Origin of the sequence: Kitasatospora sp. NPDC004723, assembly GCF_040609255.1 — a bacterium.
Lineage (GTDB): Bacteria > Actinomycetota > Actinomycetes > Streptomycetales > Streptomycetaceae > Kitasatospora.
Genome location: NZ_JBEXJT010000027.1, coordinates 77,740 through 96,132, shown reverse-complemented (window position 1 = coordinate 96,132; position 18,393 = coordinate 77,740). Strand labels below are relative to the sequence as shown.

Sequence of the window (18,393 nt, the reverse complement as noted above, 5' to 3'; positions counted from 1 at the left end):
CCCCGCTGCCCCGGGCGGCGTCGCCGTGTCCGCCGGACCGAGAAGGGAAGGGAGCGAACCGCCATGACCACCACCGTCTCCGCCTACGCCGCGCCCGCCGCCAAGGCCCCACTGGGGCCCGCGACCGTCGAACGCCGCGACGTGCGCGAGTTCGACGTGCGGATCGCCATCACGTTCGTCGGCATCTGCCACTCCGACGTCCACCAGGCGCGCGAGGGCTGGGGCACGGCGCTGTTCCCGATGGTCCCCGGTCACGAGATCACCGGCATCGTCACCGAGACCGGCCCCGGCGTGACGGCCTACCGCCCCGGGGACCGGGTGGGCGTCGGCTGCATGGTCGAAAGCTGCCGGGTCTGCGAGAACTGCCGGGCCGGCCTGGAGCAGTACTGCGCCGAGGGCCCCGTCTGGACGTACAACGCCGTCGGCCGGGACGGGCAGCGCACCTACGGCGGCTATGCGCAGGAGATCGTCGTCGACGAGCACTTCGTCGTGCGCATCCCGGACGCCCTGCCGCTGGAGACGGCCGCGCCGCTGCTGTGCGCGGGCATCACCACCTACTCGCCGCTGCGGCACTGGAACGCCGGGCCGGGCCGGAGGGTCGCCGTTGTCGGCCTCGGCGGGCTCGGCCACGTGGCGGTGCGGATCGGGCACGCGCTCGGCGCCGAGGTCACCGTGCTGTCCCGGTCCCTGCGCAAGAAGGACGACGGCCTGCGGCTCGGCGCCGTCGACTACCGCGCCACCGCGGACCCGGCGACCTTCGAGGAGCTCGCGGGCCGCTTCGACCTCGTCCTGAACACCGTCTCCGCCCCGCTCGACTTCGCCGCCCACCTCGGGCTGCTGCGCACCGACGGAGCTCTGGTCAGCGTCGGCCTTCCCGAGGAGCCGGTGCTCCTCGACCTCCGCGCGCTGAACGGCGGGCGCCGCAGCCTGAGCACCTCCAGCATCGGCGGCATCGCCGAGACGCAGGAGATGCTGGACTTCTGCGCCGCGCACCGGGTGGCGGCCGAGGTCGAGCTGATCGGCGTGGACCGGATCAACGAGGCCTACGACCGGGTCGTCGCCGGCGACGTCCGCTTCCGCTTCGTGATCGACACCGCCACGCTGTGACCCCGCCGTCCCGCCGGTCCGCGGTCGCGGCGGGTGGCCGGGGGAAGAACAGTTGGCGCCCGCCCGTCGGCCGATCGGCGATCCGGGCTGATGGAGGCACCCAACTGGCCTCTTGTGCAATGCAGTTGGCGACGATCGAGGATTGTCCGGCCCGAGGGCGGTGGACATCATGGGCGCACCGCCGGCCGGTCGGGCCGGACGGGTCCACACCGGGAGGGATCCTCGATGCGCTCTTTCGCTGCCCGCGTGGCGACGTGTGCGGTCGCCGCCGTCTGCGTGGCCGGGGCGGTGGCGCCCGCCGCCGTGGCCGACCCGCCGCCGGGTGTCGTGCCGGCCGCCACCGATCTGGTGGGGGTCGGGGCGGTCCTCACCGAAGGGTTCATGAACCAGACCTCCGCCGAGTACAACGCGGCCGCACCGGCAGGGCAGCCGCGGCTCTACGGCTGGGACGCCAAGGGTTCGAGCCCGATCGTGCCCAAGGACGGTGCGACGTCCATCGTCCGGCCCAACGGCTCCGGCTACGGATTCCGCGCACTGGCCGAGTCCACCAGCGCGACGGTGGACTACGCCCGCTCCGCACGCACCCCGCTGCCCGGCGACCCCACGGGGTACAGCTTCCTGCCGTTCGCCAAGGACGCCGTCACCTGGGCAGCCAAGTCCGGCGGCAACGCGCCCAGCAACCTGACGACCGCCCAGCTCAAGGGCATCTACGAGTGCACCATCACGAACTGGGCCCAGATCGGTGGGGTGAACGCCGTCATCAAGCCCTTCCTGCCGCAGCGGGGCGCTGACGTCAGCATCGCCCTCCTGAAGGTGCTGGGAGGAGGTGTGGCGGTGACGCCGGGTCTCTGTGTCAATTTCAGTGACATCCAGTTCGAGAACCGCGGCACCGACCCGTTGCTCGACGACGTCAACGTGGTGATCCCCTACTCGGTCGGCATCTACATCGACCAGGCGTACAAGGGCCACCGCACACCCGAGGTGTCGCCCGGGCCGCTGAGAGTGCGCAGCGTGGACGGGATTCCACCCGTCGTGCTCTCGCCCGGGAGGCAGGTCATCAACCCGTCGCTGCTCACCTCGCCGTACGGCCGGCAGCTGTGGCACATCGTCCGCACCGCCGAGCTCAACGGTTCCGACGCCCACGCCGAGGCACTGGTCGGCGTTTTCGGTCCGAAGGGCTGGATCTGTCTGCGCCCGGCCTCGATCGAGGCCCGCGGCTTCTCGCCGATCCCGGACTGCGGCGTCGCCGTCGACATCTGACGGCCCCGCCCCGCGCCGGCCCGGAGTCCGCATCCGGGCCGGCCACCGAGCGGTACACTGGGGGTACTCCGCGTGACCTTCGGGAGGCCCTGATGAGCGTGACCAACCGGTACCGGGACTCCTGGGAGGGCTTCTGGCGCGCCGCGCCCGCGGAACAGGGGTCGGTGATCTGGGACGCGGACCCGGCCCTCACCGCCGAACGCCACCTCGCGCTGTTCGATCCGTTCCTGGCCGACCCGGCGCTGCCGGTGGTCGACCTGGGCTGCGGCAACGGCACCCAGACCCGCTTCCTCGCGGGCCGCTTCACCCGCGCCGTCGGCGCCGACCTGTCCGCCGCCGCCGTGGAACTCGCCCGGCGCTCGGACCCGGCGGAGCGGGCGGAGTACGTCCAGCTGGACGCCACCGACCGGGCTGCCGTCCGGGAGCTGCACCAACGCCTCGGTGACGCCAACGTGTACCTGCGCGGCGTGATCCACCAGAGTGAGCCGGCCGACCGCGGTCCGGTCGCCGAGGCCGTCGCCGCACTGCTCGGCGCGCACGGCCGGGCCTTCGTGGTCGAGCTGTCCGAGGCGGCCAAGCACGTCCTGGGCGATCTCGCGCGCGACCCGGCGGGCCCGCCGCCGAAGCTGCGCCCGGTGTTCGCCCACGGCCTGGCGCCCGCAGAGGTCGCCGACGCGGCCTTCGGTGACCTGCTCCGCACGGCCGGGCTGAGCGTCCTGGCCTCCGGTGAACTCCCGCTGTCCACCACGGAGTTCACCTCCACCGGTGAGCGGATCGAGCTGCCGGCGCACTGGGCGGCGCTCGCCCCGGACGGCGCCCGGCCGTCCTGAGCGGTCCGGTGAGCGGTGCCCCGTGAACCGGGCGGGGGCTGTGTCGCGTCTCTCCTGATATGACCGTCCTGTTGCCCGCCCCATCGCTCCGCATCCCCGTGCCGCCCGACCGCGCCGCGATAGCCGGCGCCCTCGCCCGGCGGTCCGGGTGAGGGCCCCCGGCCTCGGCGTCCCCGGCGGGCGCACGGGGTCCGCGGCGGTGGCGCTCGCGGTGGTGGCCGCCGTGACGGCGGGCCTGCTCTGGTGGCAGCCGTGGGCCGACGACGGACCGAAGCCCCTGGCGTTCACCACGGCCGCCGGCGGCTCCGCCCGCTTCGGGACCGGCGAGAAGCTGTACCGCTACAAGGTGCGGGCGGAGGACGGGCTCAGGATCAGCCCGGACCGGTTCGCCGCCGAGGTGGACCAGGTCCTCGGCGACGTGCGGCGCGGCTGGTCGGCGGGCGGCACCTGGTCGTTCCAGCGGGTGGCCGCCGACCCGGTGGACTTCACCGTCTACCTGGCCACCCCGGCGTCCACCGACCGGATCTGCGGCCAGTACGGGCTGGACACCGGCGGCTGGGTGAACTGCGCGGCCAACCGCCAGGTCGTCATCAACCTCAAGCGCTGGAACGAGCTTTCGGAGTTCTACGTCGGACAGTCCGAGGAGTACCACGCCCTCGCGGTCAACCACGAGGTCGGGCACATCCTCGGCCAGGGCCACGTCGACTGCCCCGGCGCGGGGGCGCCCGCACCGGTGATGATGCAGCAGATCAAGGGACTGCACGGCTGCGTGCCGAACGGCCGGCCGTACGCCGAGGACGGCACCCTGCTCACCGGTCCGCAGCTCCCGCCGGCCGCGCCCCAGCCGTGACGGCCGCCGTGCCCCGGCCGTGACCGCCGCGGCGGCCCGCCGGGCCGGCTCCCCGCCCGGCGGACCGTCCGCCGCCTCCTACACCCCGGCCCGGTGGGCGGCCTGGGCCGTGCCCTGCGGCAGCTCGGCGTCCAGGGCGCGCAGGATGTCCTCCACGCTCTGCTTGGCGTCGCCGAAGAGCATCCCGCTGTTCTCCCGGAAGAACAGCGGGTTCTGCACCCCCGCGTAGCCGGAGGCCATCGACCGCTTGAACACGACCACCTGCTCCGCCTCCCAGACCCGCAGCACCGGCATGCCCGCGATCGGACTGGCCGGGTCGTCCATCGCGGCCGGGTTGACGGTGTCGTTGGCGCCGATGACGAGGACCACGCCGGTGGCGGCGAAGTCGTCGTTGATCTCGTCCATCTCCAGCACGATGTCGTAGGGCACCTTCGCCTCGGCCAGCAGCACGTTCATGTGGCCGGGCAGCCGCCCGGCGACCGGGTGGACGCCGAACCGCACCTCCACGCCGCGCTCGCGCAGCCGCCGGGTCAGCTCCGCGACCGGGTGCTGCGCCTGGGCGACCGCCATGCCGTAGCCGGGGGTGATCACGACCGACTTGGCCAGCGCCAGCTCCCTGGCCACCTCCTCGGCGCGGACCTCCCGGTGCTCGCCCTGCTCCTCGCCGCCGCCGGACGGGGCCTCGATGCCGAAGCCGCCCGCGATCACCGACAGGAAGGAACGGTTCATCGCCCGGCACATGATGTACGACAGGTAGGCACCCGAGGAGCCGACCAGTGCGCCGGTGACGATCAGCAGGTTGTTGTCGAGCAGGAAACCGGCGGCCGCGGCGGCCCAGCCGGAGTAGCTGTTCAGCATGGAGACGACCACGGGCATGTCGCCGCCGCCGATCGAGGCGACCAGGTGCCAGCCCAGCGCGAGGGCGAGCACCGTCACCGCGATCATCAGGCCGAGGCCCGGGCTGACCGTGAACCAGACCGTCAGCGCCACGAAGCCGGCCAGCGCGCCCAGGTTCAGCGCGTTCTTGCCGGGCAGCGTCAGCGGGCGCGAGGCGATCCGGGCGGACAGCTTGAGGAAGGCGACGATCGAGCCGGTGAAGGTGACCGCGCCGATGAAGATGCCGATGAACACCTCGGCGTGGTGGATGCCCAGCAGGTCGCCGGAGACGGCGCTCTGGGCCGCGCCGTGCGCCTCCACCTCCAGGTAGCTGTTCCAGCCGACCAGCACCGCCGCGAGGCCGACGAAGCTGTGCAGCACCGCGATCAGCTCCGGCATCTGGGTCATCTCGACCTGCCGGGCCCGCCACAGGCCGATCGCGCCGCCCAGCGCCATCGCGATGACGATCAGGGCGACGGCGCCGGCGGTGATGCTCTGCGCCGCCACCACGATGGTGGCGACCAGGGCGAGGGCCATCCCGGCGATGCCGTAGACGACCCCGGCCCGGGAGGTGCGGTGCTGGGAGAGCCCGGCCAGGCTGAGGATGAACAGCAGGGCGGCGACCAGGTCCGCGGCGTGGGCCGCCGTTGTGGTGGTCATCGGGCTCAGCGCCTTTCGGGGGAGGTCGAGAACATGCTCAGCATGCGGCGGGTGACGGCGAAGCCGCCGAAGATGTTGACGCTGGTCAGCAGGATCGCGATGAAGGACAGCACGGTGACCAGCGTGCGCTCGTGCCCGATCTGCAGCAGGGCGCCGATCACCACGATCCCGGAGATCGCGTTGGTCACCGACATCAGCGGGGTGTGCAGGGCGTGGTGCACCTTGCCGATCACGTAGTAGCCGATCACCACGGCGAGAGCGAACACCGTGAAGTTCTCGGCGAGTTGGGCCGGGGCGAAGCCGACCAGCAGGAACATCGCCAGCATTCCGGCGCCGATCAGGCCGAAGCGGGCGGCCGGGGTGAGCCGGGGCCGCTGCGGCTCGGCCGAGGCCCCGGCCGGGCCGGCGGGAACCGCCGCGGGGGAGGGGGCGGCGGAGACGGCGACGGGCGGCGGCGGCCAGGTGACCTCGCCCGCCCGGGCCACCGTCACGGCCCGCTGCACGACGTCCTCGAAGTCCAGCACCAGCCGCCCGTCCTTGCCGGGGGTCAGCAGCTTCAGCAGGTTCGCCAGGTTGGTGCCGAACAGCTGCGAGGCCTGGGCCGGCAGCCGGGAGGCGAGGTCGGTGTAGCCGACGATGGTGACGCCGTTGCCGGTGACCACCGTCCGGCCGGCCACCGTGCCCTCGACGTTGCCGCCCTGGGCGGCGGCCATGTCGACGATGACGCTGCCCGGCTTCATCGCCGCCACGTCCGCCGCCGTGAGCAGCCGCGGCGCCGGCCGGCCGGGGATCAGCGCGGTGGTGACCACGATGTCCACGTCCCGTGCCTGCGCGTGGTACAGCTCGGCCGCCGCGCGGTCGTAGTCGGCCGAGGTCGCCCTGGCGTAGCCGTCGGTGCTCGCCTCCTGGGCGACGTCCACCGCGAGGTACTCGCCGCCGAGTGACCTGACCTGGTCGGCGACCTCGGGCCGCGGGTCGGTCGCCCGGACGACGGCGCCCAGACTGGAGGCGGCGCCGATCGCCGCGAGCCCGGCCACGCCGGCCCCCGCCACCAGCACCTTGGCCGGGGGGACCTTGCCGGCGGCCGTCACCTGGCCGGTGAAGAACCGTCCGAACACATGGGCCGCCTCGATCACCGCCCGGTACCCGGCGATGTTCGCCATCGAGCTGAGCACGTCCATCGACTGGGCGCGCGAGATCCGCGGCACCGCGTCCAGCGCGAGCGCGGTGACCGGGCGTGCCGCCAGCTCCGCCAGCAGCTCGGGCCGCTGCGCCGGGGCGAGCAGGCCGATCAGGGTCGCGCCGTCGCGCAGCCGGGCGAGCTCGGCGGTCGAGGGGGCGTTGACCTTGAGGACGACGTCGGCCGCCCAGGCGTCGCCGGTCTCCGCGCCGGCCTCGGTGTAGGCCTCGTCGGTGAACCCGGAGGCCGTCCCCGCCCCGGACTCGACCACGACCCGGTAGCCGAGGGCCAGGATGCCCCGGACCGTCGACGGTGTCGCGGCGACCCGGGTCTCCCCGGTGGTCGACTCGGCGACCACGCCGACGCGCTGGGGTGGGTGGTGCGTGGAGCCCTGTGCAGTCATCACTCGTGCCTCTCTGATCGGAGGAACCGCCGACGGCGGGATCCGCCTGTTGCGGGGAGTCTCGCGCCCTTGGAGGCAGGAACCTACCCGTCACGCCCCCGTGAGGCGACGGGGCGTGGCCGTGACGGGCTTCACCGGATCAGGTCCGGCAGGTCGGGCGGGTCGGGGAGGTCGTGGAGTGGAATCGGGGCCGCGGGGGCGGAGCCGGGCAGAGCTCAGAATCCCAGGGCGGCGGCCCCGTCGCGCAGCAGGGCGAAGGCGGTGGCGGTCTCGGCGGCGGCGGTCCGGCCGACCTCCTCGGCGTCCTCCCCGGCGGCGAGCCGGGTCCAGACGGCGCGGGCGAGCACCTGGCGGACGGCCACGTACTGGGCGGCGAGCAGGCGGGCGGCCAGGCCGCCGTCCGGGTCCAGGGCCGCGGCGAGCTCCCGGGTGTCGGTGTCGAGGTAGTCCACCAGGTGGGCGGTGAGGCTGGGGGTCTCGTAGACCAGCCGGAGGAAGGCGAGCGCCCCGGGGTTGGAGGTCATCCCGGTGCTGGGGTCGTGGGCCGCCAGCCCCTCCAGGCGGTGGCGTTCCAGCGCGTCCAGCGGGGTGAGCCCGGCGGGCCGGTCCCGCACCACCCGTCCGGCCTCGCCGAGGTGGTCGGCGAAGCGGTGCAGGACCAGCTCCTCCTTGCTGGCGAAGTACCGGAACAGGGTGGGCTTGGAGACCTCGGCGGCGGTGGCGATCTCGGCCACCGAGACCTGGTCGAAGCCCCGGGCGAGGAAGAGGGCGATGGCGGTGTCGGCGAGGGTCTGGCGGGTGCGCTGCTTCTTCAGGGTCCGCAGACCCGCGTCCGTGTCGTGTGCGTCCATGACGGAAGCATAACTCAGGAATATTCGTTACCGGGTTGCTTTCATTACTGAGTTGCAGTTTCATGAGGTGCATCGACAGCCGGAAGGGGCGAGACACATGACGACCGTGGTGATCGCGGGGGCGGGGCCGACCGGACTGACCCTGGCGTGCGGGCTGGCACGCCAGGGCGTGGCGGTCCGGGTGATCGACCGGGCGCCGGAGTTCCCCACCGGCTCGCGCGGTAAGACGGTCAACCCGCGCAGCCTGGAGATCTTCGCCGACCTCGGCCTGGGCGAGCGGCTGGCGGCCGCGGGCCGCACCCACCTGCCGTTCCGCAAGTACTTCGACGGCGAGTTCGTCAACGAGACCGAGCCGTTCGCCGGCGCCGAGCCCACCGCCACCACCCCGTACGCGGCGAGCCTGTGGGTGCCGCAGACCCGGGTGGAGCGGCTGCTGCGCGAGCGGCTGGCCGAGTACGGCGTGCGGGTCGAGCTCGCCACCGAACTGGTGGACCTGCGGCAGGACGGCGCCGGGGTGGAGGTCTCGCTCGCCGACGGCGGGCGGATCGCCGCCGAGTACCTGGTCGCCTGCGACGGCGGGCGCTCCACGGTGCGCAGGCTGCTCGGCATCCCGTTCGTCGGCGACGGCGACCCGGAGCCGGTGATGGTCTGCGGCGACGTGGAGGTGGCGGGGCTGGACCCGGCCGCCTGGCACCAGTGGTTCGGGCCGCGGGGCGCGTTCATGCTCTGCCCGTTCCCCGGCACCCGCCGCTGGCAGCTGCAGGCGAGCCCGGAGACCGACGCCGACGGCCGGCCGGTCGCCCCGTCGCTGGAGAGCTTCCAGCGGCTGGCCGCCCTGCACACCGGGCGCACCGACCTCCGGCTGGCCAACGCCACCTGGCTCTCCACCTGGCGGGTCAACGTCCGGATGGCCGAGCGCTACCGCGAGGGGCGGGTCTTCCTGGCCGGCGACTGCGCGCACGTCCACCCGACGGCGGGCGGGCTCGGCATGAACACCGGGATCCAGGACGCCTGGAACCTCGCCTGGAAGCTCGGGTACGTGCTGCGCGGCCTCGCCGGGCCGGCCCTGCTGGACACCTACCAGGAGGAGCGGCTGCCGATCGCCGCCTGGACGCTCGACGTCACCAGCGCCGGGATGGCGGCCGTCATGGCGGGGGCGGAAACGCCCGGCGTGGGGGTCGAGGCGGGCCGGGTGGGCGACCTCACCGGTCTCGCGCTCGGCTACCGGTGGAGCAGCCTGGCCGCCGACCGCCTCCCCGGCGCCGTCCGGGCCGGGGACCGGGCGCCCGACAGTCCCTGTGCCGGGCCCGGGGGCGGACCGGCCCGCCTCTTCGCGCACTTCGCCGGCGACCACTTCACCCTGCTCGGCCTCGGGCCGGGCGCCCGGCCCGGCCTGGCCGGACTGCCCGCCCAGGTGCGCCCGGTGGCGCTGGACGACCCCGACGGCGCGGTCCGCCGGGCGTACGGGGTCGCCGGCGACGCCCTGGTGCTGGTCCGGCCGGACAACCACATCGCCCTCACCGCCCTGTCGGGCGCCCACGACGCGGTGCTCGGCTACCTGGCGGGGCTCGGCGCCCGGTAGGCGGGCACCGTGCGCCCGAACTGGACTTCCGCGTCCGGCCGGGCCGGGGCACCGGGTTCCTCGGGCCCAAGCGGGCGGCCGTGGCGGCCTGCGACTCCGGTCCGGTCAGGCCGCGGGGGCGGGAGACGGGGCGCTGACGGGACTCAGGGGCGGGGGCGGACGGTCATGCCCGGCCGCCGCCGGTGGACCGTCAGATAGACGACGCCCTCCGGTCCCGCCGACACACCGCGCGCGGCGCCGCGCGGCAGCAGCCGCAGCACGCCCGGCTCCAGCGTGTGCGCGACGCCGCCGCAGCGCAGCGTGCCGCCCCCGGCGATCCCCAGCACCAGCACGTCCAGGTCCGGTTCGACGTGCTCGGCGACGGTCGCCTCCGGTCGCAGCCGCACCACGTTGGCGTCCAGTTGGCGCTCCGCCCCGGTCAGCCGCCACAGCGCCCCGGCCTCGTCGGAGGCGGCCTCGCGCAGCAGTTCGTCCAGGACCACGCCCTCGCCGAGGGTCTCCTTGTCCGTCATGCCGGACATCCTCCCACCGGCTCGGCCCGCCCGCCCCGTGCGGACGGTCCGGGCGGGCCGTTCGCACGGGCTACGGGCCGTCCGCCCTACCGCCCGGCCGCGTCCGGGCCGGTCAGGGCGACGGGAAGGCCGGCCTCGATGCGCTGCAGCAGGCGGCCCCCGTGGACGCCGGGGGCGTCGAAGTTGCGCAGCTCGTCGGGGTCGTCCTCGCCCTCGGTGCGCAGGACCTCGGGCACCAGCACGCTCTCCGGGGCGACCGGCGCCTGCGGGTCGGGCGCGAGGTACGGGGGCGCGAGCACCGGGCCGTGCAGGGTGCCGCCGATGAGGTCGGGGCTGAACTCGGAGGACAGCACGGTGACCTGGGCCCGCAGGTCACCGTTGATCATCACCAGCTTGTCGGTCATGTGGCCGACGAAGGCGCCGACCCGGACGTCCCCCCGGACCAGGAGCTTGGCGTCGCCCTCCAGGTAGACGGCGGCGGCCGTGAGGTCGCCGAGGACGATCAGGGCGGGGCAGCCGTCGTCGGTGTTGATGACCGCGCCGCCGACGGTGAGAGCGCCGTCGACGATGTAGCCGGTGCCGTCCGGCTCGGCGGCGTCGAGGTCGAAGTTCCCCTCCACGGCCAGATCCCCGGCATGGACGTCGTACTCCTCCTCGTACAGGTTCTCGTAGGAGTCCTCGGGCAGCCCGCGCTGCTCGAAGAGTGCGACGGAATCGTCCCAACTGTGCAGTGTGGTCGTGATGTTCATGGACGGAACTGTCCCATGCGCCACTGTCAGCCGCCCCCGCGGGCCGCTGACGGACCGGCCCCGGACACCGCCTGCGGGCGTCCGGGGCGGTCGCGCCGGCGGCGGGTCAGTGCACGATCGTGCCGCAGACGGGGGAGGGAAGGCTCTGGAACCCGTGGCCGCTGATGGCGGCCTGGCCCTGCTGGCAGATCCACCCGCTGGGTCCGAAGACGGCGTGCAGGGCGGTGCCGTGGGCGTTCTGCGCGGTCCACTCGGTCGGGCGGACGACGGCGGACAGCATCCGGCCGAACGGCGTCGCCGTGAAAGCGGGGTTGATGACGTGGGCGGTGGTGACCGGGACGACCCCGTTGATCGCCCGCGGGGTCAGGACGCCGGGCTGGTCGCCGGGGGTGCTGTGGCCGCCGTACGCCTGGCCGACGTAGCGGCCGACGGAGTACGGCACGAGGGCGTCGGGGTTCTGCAGGATCGGGTCGGTGCCCTGGTTCTCGCGGGCCACCACGCTGACGCAGGAGTGGTCGAAGGACAGGTCCTGGACCGCCTGGGCGTAACCGATCTTCTCCAGGAAGAAGCTGGTGGCGTCGAGTCCGGTGCCGTGCACGCCGTAGTAGTCCACCGTGACGTCGCCGCTGACGACCGGCCGGATGAGGGTGTTGGGGAGCGACGGGCTGATCTGGCTCCACCTGGTGGTCTTGCAGGAGTAGATCGCGGTCAGCTGGGCGGGGGTCAGCGTGGTCGGCGCGTTCCCGCCGGCCGGGGCGGCCCAGCTGACGGCGTCCTTGGCCACGGCGACGAAGGTCAGCGGGAGGCCGGTGGGCCCGTCGACCGGGTCGGTGGGCTTCGGCGGGCGGGTGGCGCGGACGAAGTCGACCGTCTCCTTGGTGTTGTAGGTCAGGGCCTTGAGGCCGGTGTCCGTGCTCCACGGCCGGTAGATGGTCGTCGCCCCGTACTTGGTGACGATCACGTTGCTCGTCCCGCTGGAGTCCCAGCTGTGGAGGCGGGAGGAGGTGGTGTCACCGGCGGCGGCGAGGGAGGCGTCGTACTCGCCGGAGAGCTGGGTGAACAGGCCCTCCGTCGCCTGCGCGCCGAGGCCGACGAGGTCCTGGGCGTTGGGGGTGACGGTCGGGTCGGCGGGAGCGGGGGCGGTGGCGGCGAGGACCAGCGCGCTGGCGAGGGCGAGGGCCGAGGCGGCCCGGGCGGCGAAGCGGAGCATGAACTGACCTACTCTCCGGAGGGGGTCCGTCGAATTCCCGGCGGTATCCTCGGGGTCCGGCCCGATGGCCGGAAGCCCCCTCCACCGGGAACCCGGCGGGGTCCGCCGTAGCGCCGCAGGCCACCCCCGCCAGGCCGCCCGCCCGGCCCCGGCCGTTCTTCCGCAGGACGTCCGACGGCCGCCCGCCGGCCACCGCCCGAGGGGCCCCTGGGGGTGGCCGGTGGAAGAACAGCCGACGCCCGCACGAGAGCCGGGGCCGGGCCGAACCGGGACGGACGGTCAGGAGGCGGCGAACTCGACCAGGTCCTTGGTGAACGCGGCCTCGTAGGCGCCGACCAGGCCGTGCGGCGCGCCCGGGTAGACCTTCAGGACGCCCCGGGGGAGCAGCTCGACGGCCTTCTTCGCGGAGGCGGCGATCGGGACGATCTGGTCGTCGTCACCGTGCGCGACCAGCACCGGGACGTCGATCTTCTTGAGGTCCTCGGTGAAGTCGGTCTCCGAGAACGCCGCGATGCAGTCCAGGGCGCCCTTCAGGCCTGCCTGCATGCCCTGCAGCCAGAACTCGCGGCGCTTGCCCTCGGAGGGCTCCGAGCCCGGGCGGTTGAAGCCGTAGAAGGCCTCGCTCAGGTCGTAATAGAACTGCGAGCGGTCGGCGGCGACACCCGCGCGGATGCCGTCGAAGACCGACATCGGGGTGCCCTCGGGGTTGGCGTCGGTGCGCAGCATCAGCGGCGGGACGGCGCCCAGCAGGACGGCCTTGCGCACCCGGGCGCTGCCGTGCCGGCCGAGGTAGCGGGCGACCTCGCCGCCACCGGTGGAGTGGCCGACCAGCACCGCGTCGGTCAGGTCGAGCTGGTCCATCAACTCGGCCAGGTCGTCGGCGTACTGGTCCATGTGGTTGCCGTCCCACGTCTGGGTGGAGCGGCCGTGGCCGCGCCGGTCGTGGGCGACGACCCGGAAGCCGGCCGAGGCGAGGGCCACGGCCTGGCCCTCCCAGGCGTCGGCGTTCAGCGGCCAGCCGTGCGACAGGACGACGGGCCGTCCGCTGCCCCAGTCCTTGTAGAACTTCTGGGAACCGTCGGAGAGGGTGATGAAGGGCATGACGGCCTTTCGGTCGTGCTCGTCGAGCGGGGTCGAGCAGGGGAGATGATCGGCCGGTGCGGGAACCCGGTGTTCCACTCGGCCGGTTCCCAGCATGACCGGCCGGTTTGTCCGGCGGCAGCCTTCCGGGCCTCCTGTGCACCGTCAGTCAAGCGCCGTACGGTCCGGGACGGTTCCGGCGCCCCGGCGGCCCGTCCGGCCCGGTGATCGGGGCGCGCACCGCCTCGGCGACGACGGCCGGCCGCCCCTGCACGGCGCCCCGGCCGACGCCGGGCGGGGTGAGCGGCCGGGCGTCGCGGAAGGCCGCCCCGGCCGGTCCGGCGGCCCGGCAGCACCCCGCTCACCGGGCCGCCCGCGCGGGCCCGGACCGGCCGACGGCCCGCCGATCCCGCAGGGTCTCCCGGACGGCGTCGACCGGGCCCGTCGCGCTGTACTCCGCGCCGGTCTCCGGGCAGGAGGCGCGCAGCGCGGGCGTGCGGGCGGCGGACGTCCGTCCGGCGGGCGAGAGGTTCGTCCCGGGGCGGGTGCGAAGCCCCGGACGGCTTCCTAGGCTGGGGGCATGGGCGACTTCGAGACGTTCGCGGCCCTGCTGGTCCAGCCGGTGTACATGGTCACCGCGCCCGGGCCGCCGCCGGCGGGCTGCCTGGTCGCCTTCGCGGGTCAGTGCTCGATCGACCCGGTGCGGTTCGTGGTGTGGATCCCCAAGGCCGACCGCGCCCACGACGCGGCCCTCGCGGCCGACGCGCTGGGCGTCCACCTGCTGCCGTACGGGCACGGGCCGGCCGCGCTGTTCGGCGGGCGCGACGGCGAGGACACCGACCGGTTCGCGGGCGTCGAGTGGTACCACGGCCCGTACGGCGTGCCGGTGCTGGCCCAGGCGCCCGCGTGGTTCGTCGGGCGGGTGCTGGAGTGCGTCGACTGGGGCGACCACACCGGCCTGCTGCTGGCCCCGGTGGCCGTCGAGGCCCCGTCCGCCGGAGCCGCCGCGGTCCTGTCCCACCGCGACGTCGACGAGGCCGGGGCCGGCCGGCCCGCGGAGGCCCGGGGGAGTGCCGGTGGCCCGGGCCTAGGCCGCGGGCCATGGGCATGATCGGGCGTTACCTCCGGCTCGGCGCCGGGGGTGCTGGCCTGGATCGAGTGACGGCAGGTGCCCCAGGGGAGCGGTGGACGGCGGGCGGCGGGCCGAGTGGCATGTCGGTACATTGAGGACATGACGGACAGGCGTGGGCGGTTCCGGGCTCCGCGTGTCCAGGCAGAGAAGGCCGAGCCGCCTTCGGAAAGGGTCCCCATGCAGCGTGCCCTCAGCCCCGCCGTCCTCGCCGAGCTGCGCCGGCCGAGGCCGTATCCGGCGGTGTCCGTCCTGATGCCCACGCACCGCCGGGAGCCGGACAACGCACAGGACCCGGTCCGGCTGCGCAACCTGCTGGCCGAGGCCAAGGAGCGGGTCCAGGCCGACCCCGAGGTCTCCCGCGCGGACCGGATCGACGTGCTGGAGCAGCTCGACCGGGCCCTCGCCGAGGTGGACCTGGTGCACGCCGAGGACGGCCTGGCGATCCTCGCCGCCCCCGGGGAGCATCAGGTCTGGTCGCTCGGGCGCACCGCGCCCGCCCGGGTGGTGCTGTCGGACACCTTCCTGACCCGCAACCTGGTCGCCTCCCAGGCCGCCGAGCGCCCCTACTGGGTGCTCGCGGTCGCCGCCGACCGGGTGGTGCTGTGGGGCGGCGACGAGGAGCGGGTCACCGAGGACCGGGGCCACGGCTTCCCGCTGGTGCGGGTCTTCGACAACCCCGACCCCGAGCGGCAGGAGCGCATCGGCGACACACCCAGCACCTTCCGCGACGAGGAGACCAAGACCTTCCTGCGGCAGGCCGACACCGAGGTCGGCAAGCTGCTCGCGGCGGACCGCCGCCCGCTCTACGTGACCGGCGAGGCCGCCGCGCTCGCCCTGCTGGACGCCGTCGGCCCGATCGCCAAGGAGGCCACCGAGCAGATCCCGCACGGCGGCCTCGCCCAGGCGGACGCCGAGACGGTCCGCAAGGTGGTCGAGCCCGCCGTGCGCGCGCACGCCGCGCGCGAGACCACCGAGGCGCTCGCCCAGCTCGACGCCGCCCGCGGCCGTCAGACCTTCGCCGCCGGCCTGGACGAGGTCTGGCGGGCCGCCGGTGACGGCCGGCTCGGCCGGCTGGTGGTCGAGGAGAACTTCCGCACCACCGTCCGCGACGACGGCGAGCACCTGGTGCCGGCCGCGGCCGAGGAGTCCGGCGCCCGCGAGGACATCGTCGACGAGGTCGTCGAGCGCACCCTCGACACCGGCGGCCAGGTCAGCTTCGTGCCCGACGGCACGCTGTCCGACGCCGGCCGGATCGCCGCCGTGCTGCGCTACTGACGGCCGTCGGGCCCCGACGGCCCGATGTGACAGATCCTGGTCGTGGTAGCCGTGCCCGGTCCGGCGGCAGGACCGGGGCATGCCCCGACCGCACCACGTCGTGATCGTCGCCTTCCCCGGCATCGAGCTGCTGGACGCCACCGGACCGGCCGAGGTGTTCTCCGTCGCCTCCCGGGTGGGCGGAGCCGACCGGCCCGGCTGCGTCGTACGGATCGCGACGGTCGACGGCGGCCCGGTGACCACCTCCAGCGGCGTGCGTCCGCAGGCGGACCGGGGAGGGGGCCGGGCCTACCGGACGGCAATCCCGACCAGGCAGGTGTCGTCGTCCGTGTCGGCGTTGCTGTAGCGCAGCAGGTGATCCAGGTGCTCCTCCAGGCCGTCGGCGCCACCGGCCGCCCCGCCGTGGCCCGCCCCGCCGTGGCCCGCTCCGCCGCCGGACGAGGCGGCGCGGGCCTGCTCGGCGAGGGCCGTCAGACCCGCCAGCGACGCCTGGAGGGACTCGTCGCGCCGCTCGATCAGCCCGTCGGTGTACATCACGAGCCTGTCGCCCGGCTCCAGGACCAGCTCACCCTCCTGGTACACGGCCCGGTCGACCGCGCCGAGCAGGATGCCGCCCAGCTGCGGGAGCATGGTCGCCCGCTCCCCGCGCAGCAGCACCGGCGGCGGGTGGCCCGCTCGTGCCCAGCGCAGCCGGCGCGACCCGGGCCGGTAGAGGCCGCAGACGGCGGTCGCGGTGACGTTGTCGGTCAGGTGGTGGGTGACGCTGTTCAGCCAGCCCAGCAGCTGGGCCGGCCCGGCCCCGGTGGCGGCCAGGCCGCGCAGCGCGTTGCGCAGCGCGACCATCCCGGTGGCCGCCTCGATGCCGTGGCCGGCGACGTCGCCCACGCAGAGCAGGACGTCCCCCGAGGGCAGCGGCAGGGCGTCGTACCAGTCGCCGCCGACCAGGTGGCCCTTCTCGGCCGGCCGGTAGCGCACGCCGACCCGCAGGTCGGGCAGGTCCAGCGGGCCGCGCGCGGGCGGCATGATCGCGTGCTGCAGCTGGAGGGCCAGGCGGCTGCGCTCGGCGGCCTGCTGCTCGCTCTGGGCGAGCTGGTCGCGGGTGGCGGCGAGCGCGACCTCCGTCCAGTGCTGGGCGGAGATGTCCTGGTAGGCGCCGCGCACCGTGCGCAGCCCGCTGCCGGCCTCGCGCACCGGCTCCGCGACCACCCGGATGTGACGGGTGACGCCGTCGGCGCGCTGCAGCCGGAAGGCGGTGGACGCCGGGCGGTGGTGGTGCAGCAGGGTGCGCAGGAACCGCCCGATGGCCTGCCGGTCGTCCGGGTGGGCGTGCTCGGGCAACTGGTCGAGGGCGATCGGCGGCGCGGTGGAGGGCAGGCCGTGCAGCTCGAACAGGGTGTCGTTCCAGGCGATCCGGCGGGTGTGCAGGTCCTCCTCGAAGCCGCCGATCCGGCCCAGCCGCTGCGCGTGCTGCAGCAGCCGGGCCACCCGGGGGGTGCCGTCGTCCAGGCGCCAGACCACCGCCAGGTGGCTGCCGTGCCGGCTGATGCTCACCTGCGCCCGGGTGACCAGCGGCACCCCGTCGACCAGCGCGGCGAGCCGCAGGTCCGGGGTGCGGAACGGCTCCCCGGTGGCGAACACGTGCTCGACCTTCTCGGCCAGGCCGCCCGGTTCGGCCGCCAGCGGGTACGCCTCCAGCAGCCGGGCGCCGGTGATCGCGGCGGTGGGCCGGCCGGCGAAGTCGACGAAGGCCGGGTTGACGTGCCGGATCACGAACGGAGGCGGTACGTCCTCGCCGTCGGGCGCGACCCGCAGCACCAGGCACGGGTCGAGCAGGCCGTCGGTCAGCCGCCGCAGCTCCTCGAACTGCGCGTCGGCGGCGTCCGGCGGGTGCGGTCCCCGTCCGCCGCCGGACTCCAGGGTGGCGGCGGCCACCTCGGCGAGCGCCTCGAACTGCCGCTGCAGCGGCTGGGACCGCTCCGGCAGCCGCTCGTGCCAGCAGAGCTCCAGGACGCCGATCAGCCGCCCGCCCTTGCCCGCCGGGACGGCCAGCCGGCCGCCGCGGATCTCGTGCTGGCCGATCGAGGGCAGCGAGGCCTCGGCGAGGGTCGGATAGCCGACGGCCGCCCGCTCGTCCAGGGCGCGGCGGGCCGGGGTCGGCACGCCCGGCGGCACGTGGCGCCAGCGGCGGGCCTCCTCCTCGTGGAAGCCGGCGCTGCCGGCCAGCGACAGCGAGAGGTCCGGGTGGGCCGCCCAGACCGCGACGGCCGCCACGCCGAGCGGGCGCAGCGCGTGGTCCAGCATGGCCCGGGCCGCCGCCGCGGCGTCGCCGCCCGCCAGGGCGTCCGCCTCGGTGCTGCGCAGCCGGACCGCCACCGGCTCGTCCGGCTCGTCCGGGGGGACGGCCGCCTCCTCGACGAAGGCGCGCGCGAGTGCCGATATCTGGTCCGCGGCGGCTTGGTTGACCAGGTCGGCGGCGAGCGCCAGGGCCGACACCCCGGCCTGCTCGGCGAGGCTCTCCAGCTGCCCGGCCGCCTCGGTGGGCCCGCAGCGCAGGCGCTCGACCAGTACGCCGACGCCCATCTCGACCACGGCGCGGCCCGCCGAATGGGCCTGTGCCCGGTCCAGCTCCAGCCGCAGCCGCTCCACGGTGCCGGCGAGCCGGCCGACCGCGGTGGCCTCACCGCCGGCCGCCGCGGCTCCCGGCCCGCCGATCGGGGCCGGGCCGGGCCGGGGGCCGACCCGTGGCGCGCCCTCGAACGGTGCGGGAGGGCCCGTGGTCGGGGGGTCCTGCGGCTGCTGCACGGTGATGACTCCTGGGGCTCGGGGCTCGGGGCCG

16 protein-coding genes are annotated in these 18,393 nt (G+C 74.9%); 8 read left to right on the top strand and 8 right to left on the bottom strand.

Annotation, left to right across the window (positions count from 1 at the left end; translation table 11 throughout):
* The first annotated feature begins 63 nt into the window (after positions 1 to 63).
* The 4 genes from ABZW10_RS24265 (at position 64) to ABZW10_RS24250 (ending at position 4,047) form a co-directional block, all read left to right on the top strand.
* Entirely contained in the window at positions 64 to 1,107 is a 1,044-nt protein-coding gene (locus ABZW10_RS24265; RefSeq protein ID WP_355369370.1) for an NAD(P)-dependent alcohol dehydrogenase, read from the top strand.
* Between the two features lie 225 nt (positions 1,108 to 1,332).
* Entirely contained in the window at positions 1,333 to 2,367 is a 1,035-nt protein-coding gene (locus ABZW10_RS24260) for a substrate-binding domain-containing protein (RefSeq protein ID WP_355369368.1), read from the top strand.
* Between the two features lie 92 nt (positions 2,368 to 2,459).
* Positions 2,460 to 3,197, top strand: a complete 738-nt coding sequence (locus tag ABZW10_RS24255; RefSeq protein ID WP_355369366.1) for a class I SAM-dependent methyltransferase — start codon at positions 2,460 to 2,462, stop codon at positions 3,195 to 3,197.
* Between the two features lie 148 nt (positions 3,198 to 3,345).
* Complete coding sequence (locus ABZW10_RS24250; protein WP_355369364.1) at positions 3,346 to 4,047, top strand: DUF3152 domain-containing protein; 702 nt, start codon at positions 3,346 to 3,348, stop codon at positions 4,045 to 4,047.
* Between the two features lie 78 nt (positions 4,048 to 4,125).
* On the opposite strand, the gene pntB is transcribed toward ABZW10_RS24250, so the two are convergent.
* From pntB to ABZW10_RS24235, 3 genes are all read right to left on the bottom strand, one after another.
* Positions 4,126 to 5,583, bottom strand: coding sequence for a Re/Si-specific NAD(P)(+) transhydrogenase subunit beta (gene pntB, locus ABZW10_RS24245; protein ID WP_355369362.1), 1,458 nt, complete (start codon positions 5,581 to 5,583; stop codon positions 4,126 to 4,128).
* A gap of 5 nt (positions 5,584 to 5,588) precedes the next feature.
* Positions 5,589 to 7,166, bottom strand: a complete 1,578-nt coding sequence (locus ABZW10_RS24240; protein ID WP_355369360.1) for a Re/Si-specific NAD(P)(+) transhydrogenase subunit alpha — start codon at positions 7,164 to 7,166, stop codon at positions 5,589 to 5,591.
* A 215-nt stretch (positions 7,167 to 7,381) separates the two neighbouring features.
* Positions 7,382 to 8,017, bottom strand: a complete 636-nt coding sequence (locus ABZW10_RS24235) for a TetR family transcriptional regulator (RefSeq protein ID WP_355369358.1) — start codon at positions 8,015 to 8,017, stop codon at positions 7,382 to 7,384.
* Positions 8,018 to 8,114: 97 nt separating this feature from the next.
* On the opposite strand from ABZW10_RS24235, the gene ABZW10_RS24230 reads away from it, so the two are divergent.
* Complete coding sequence (locus ABZW10_RS24230; protein ID WP_355369356.1) at positions 8,115 to 9,599, top strand: FAD-dependent monooxygenase; 1,485 nt, start codon at positions 8,115 to 8,117, stop codon at positions 9,597 to 9,599.
* Between the two features lie 143 nt (positions 9,600 to 9,742).
* On the opposite strand, the gene ABZW10_RS24225 is transcribed toward ABZW10_RS24230, so the two are convergent.
* From ABZW10_RS24225 to ABZW10_RS24210, 4 genes are all read right to left on the bottom strand, one after another.
* Positions 9,743 to 10,111 carry a hypothetical protein gene (locus ABZW10_RS24225; RefSeq protein WP_355369354.1) on the bottom strand — a complete coding sequence of 123 codons (369 nt, stop codon included), beginning with the start codon at positions 10,109 to 10,111 and terminating at the stop codon, positions 9,743 to 9,745.
* An 86-nt stretch (positions 10,112 to 10,197) separates the two neighbouring features.
* On the bottom strand, positions 10,198 to 10,860 hold the full coding sequence (locus tag ABZW10_RS24220) for a hypothetical protein (protein WP_355369352.1): 663 nt from the start codon (positions 10,858 to 10,860) through the stop codon (positions 10,198 to 10,200).
* Positions 10,861 to 10,966: 106 nt separating this feature from the next.
* Positions 10,967 to 12,070, bottom strand: a complete 1,104-nt coding sequence (locus ABZW10_RS24215; RefSeq protein ID WP_355369350.1) for a substrate-binding domain-containing protein — start codon at positions 12,068 to 12,070, stop codon at positions 10,967 to 10,969.
* A 279-nt stretch (positions 12,071 to 12,349) separates the two neighbouring features.
* Entirely contained in the window at positions 12,350 to 13,171 is an 822-nt protein-coding gene (locus ABZW10_RS24210) for an alpha/beta hydrolase (RefSeq protein WP_355369348.1), read from the bottom strand.
* Between the two features lie 559 nt (positions 13,172 to 13,730).
* On the opposite strand from ABZW10_RS24210, the gene ABZW10_RS24205 reads away from it, so the two are divergent.
* From ABZW10_RS24205 to ABZW10_RS24195, 3 genes are all read left to right on the top strand, one after another.
* Complete coding sequence (locus ABZW10_RS24205; protein WP_355369346.1) at positions 13,731 to 14,261, top strand: flavin reductase; 531 nt, start codon at positions 13,731 to 13,733, stop codon at positions 14,259 to 14,261.
* Between the two features lie 198 nt (positions 14,262 to 14,459).
* Positions 14,460 to 15,557: a chemotaxis protein gene (locus ABZW10_RS24200; protein ID WP_355369344.1), complete on the top strand. Its 1,098-nt coding sequence runs from the start codon at positions 14,460 to 14,462 to the stop codon at positions 15,555 to 15,557.
* Positions 15,558 to 15,636: 79 nt separating this feature from the next.
* The gene (locus ABZW10_RS24195; protein ID WP_355369342.1) at positions 15,637 to 15,903 is read left to right on the top strand and encodes a hypothetical protein; all 267 of its coding nucleotides are present in this window, start codon (positions 15,637 to 15,639) and stop codon (positions 15,901 to 15,903) included.
* Here the strand turns inward: ABZW10_RS24195 and ABZW10_RS24190 are convergent.
* A complete protein-coding gene (locus ABZW10_RS24190) occupies positions 15,846 to 18,359 on the bottom strand; it encodes a SpoIIE family protein phosphatase (protein ID WP_355369340.1) in 2,514 nt (837 codons plus the stop codon). The genes ABZW10_RS24195 and ABZW10_RS24190 overlap by 58 nt on opposite strands.
* Between the last annotated feature and the right edge of the window lie 34 nt (positions 18,360 to 18,393).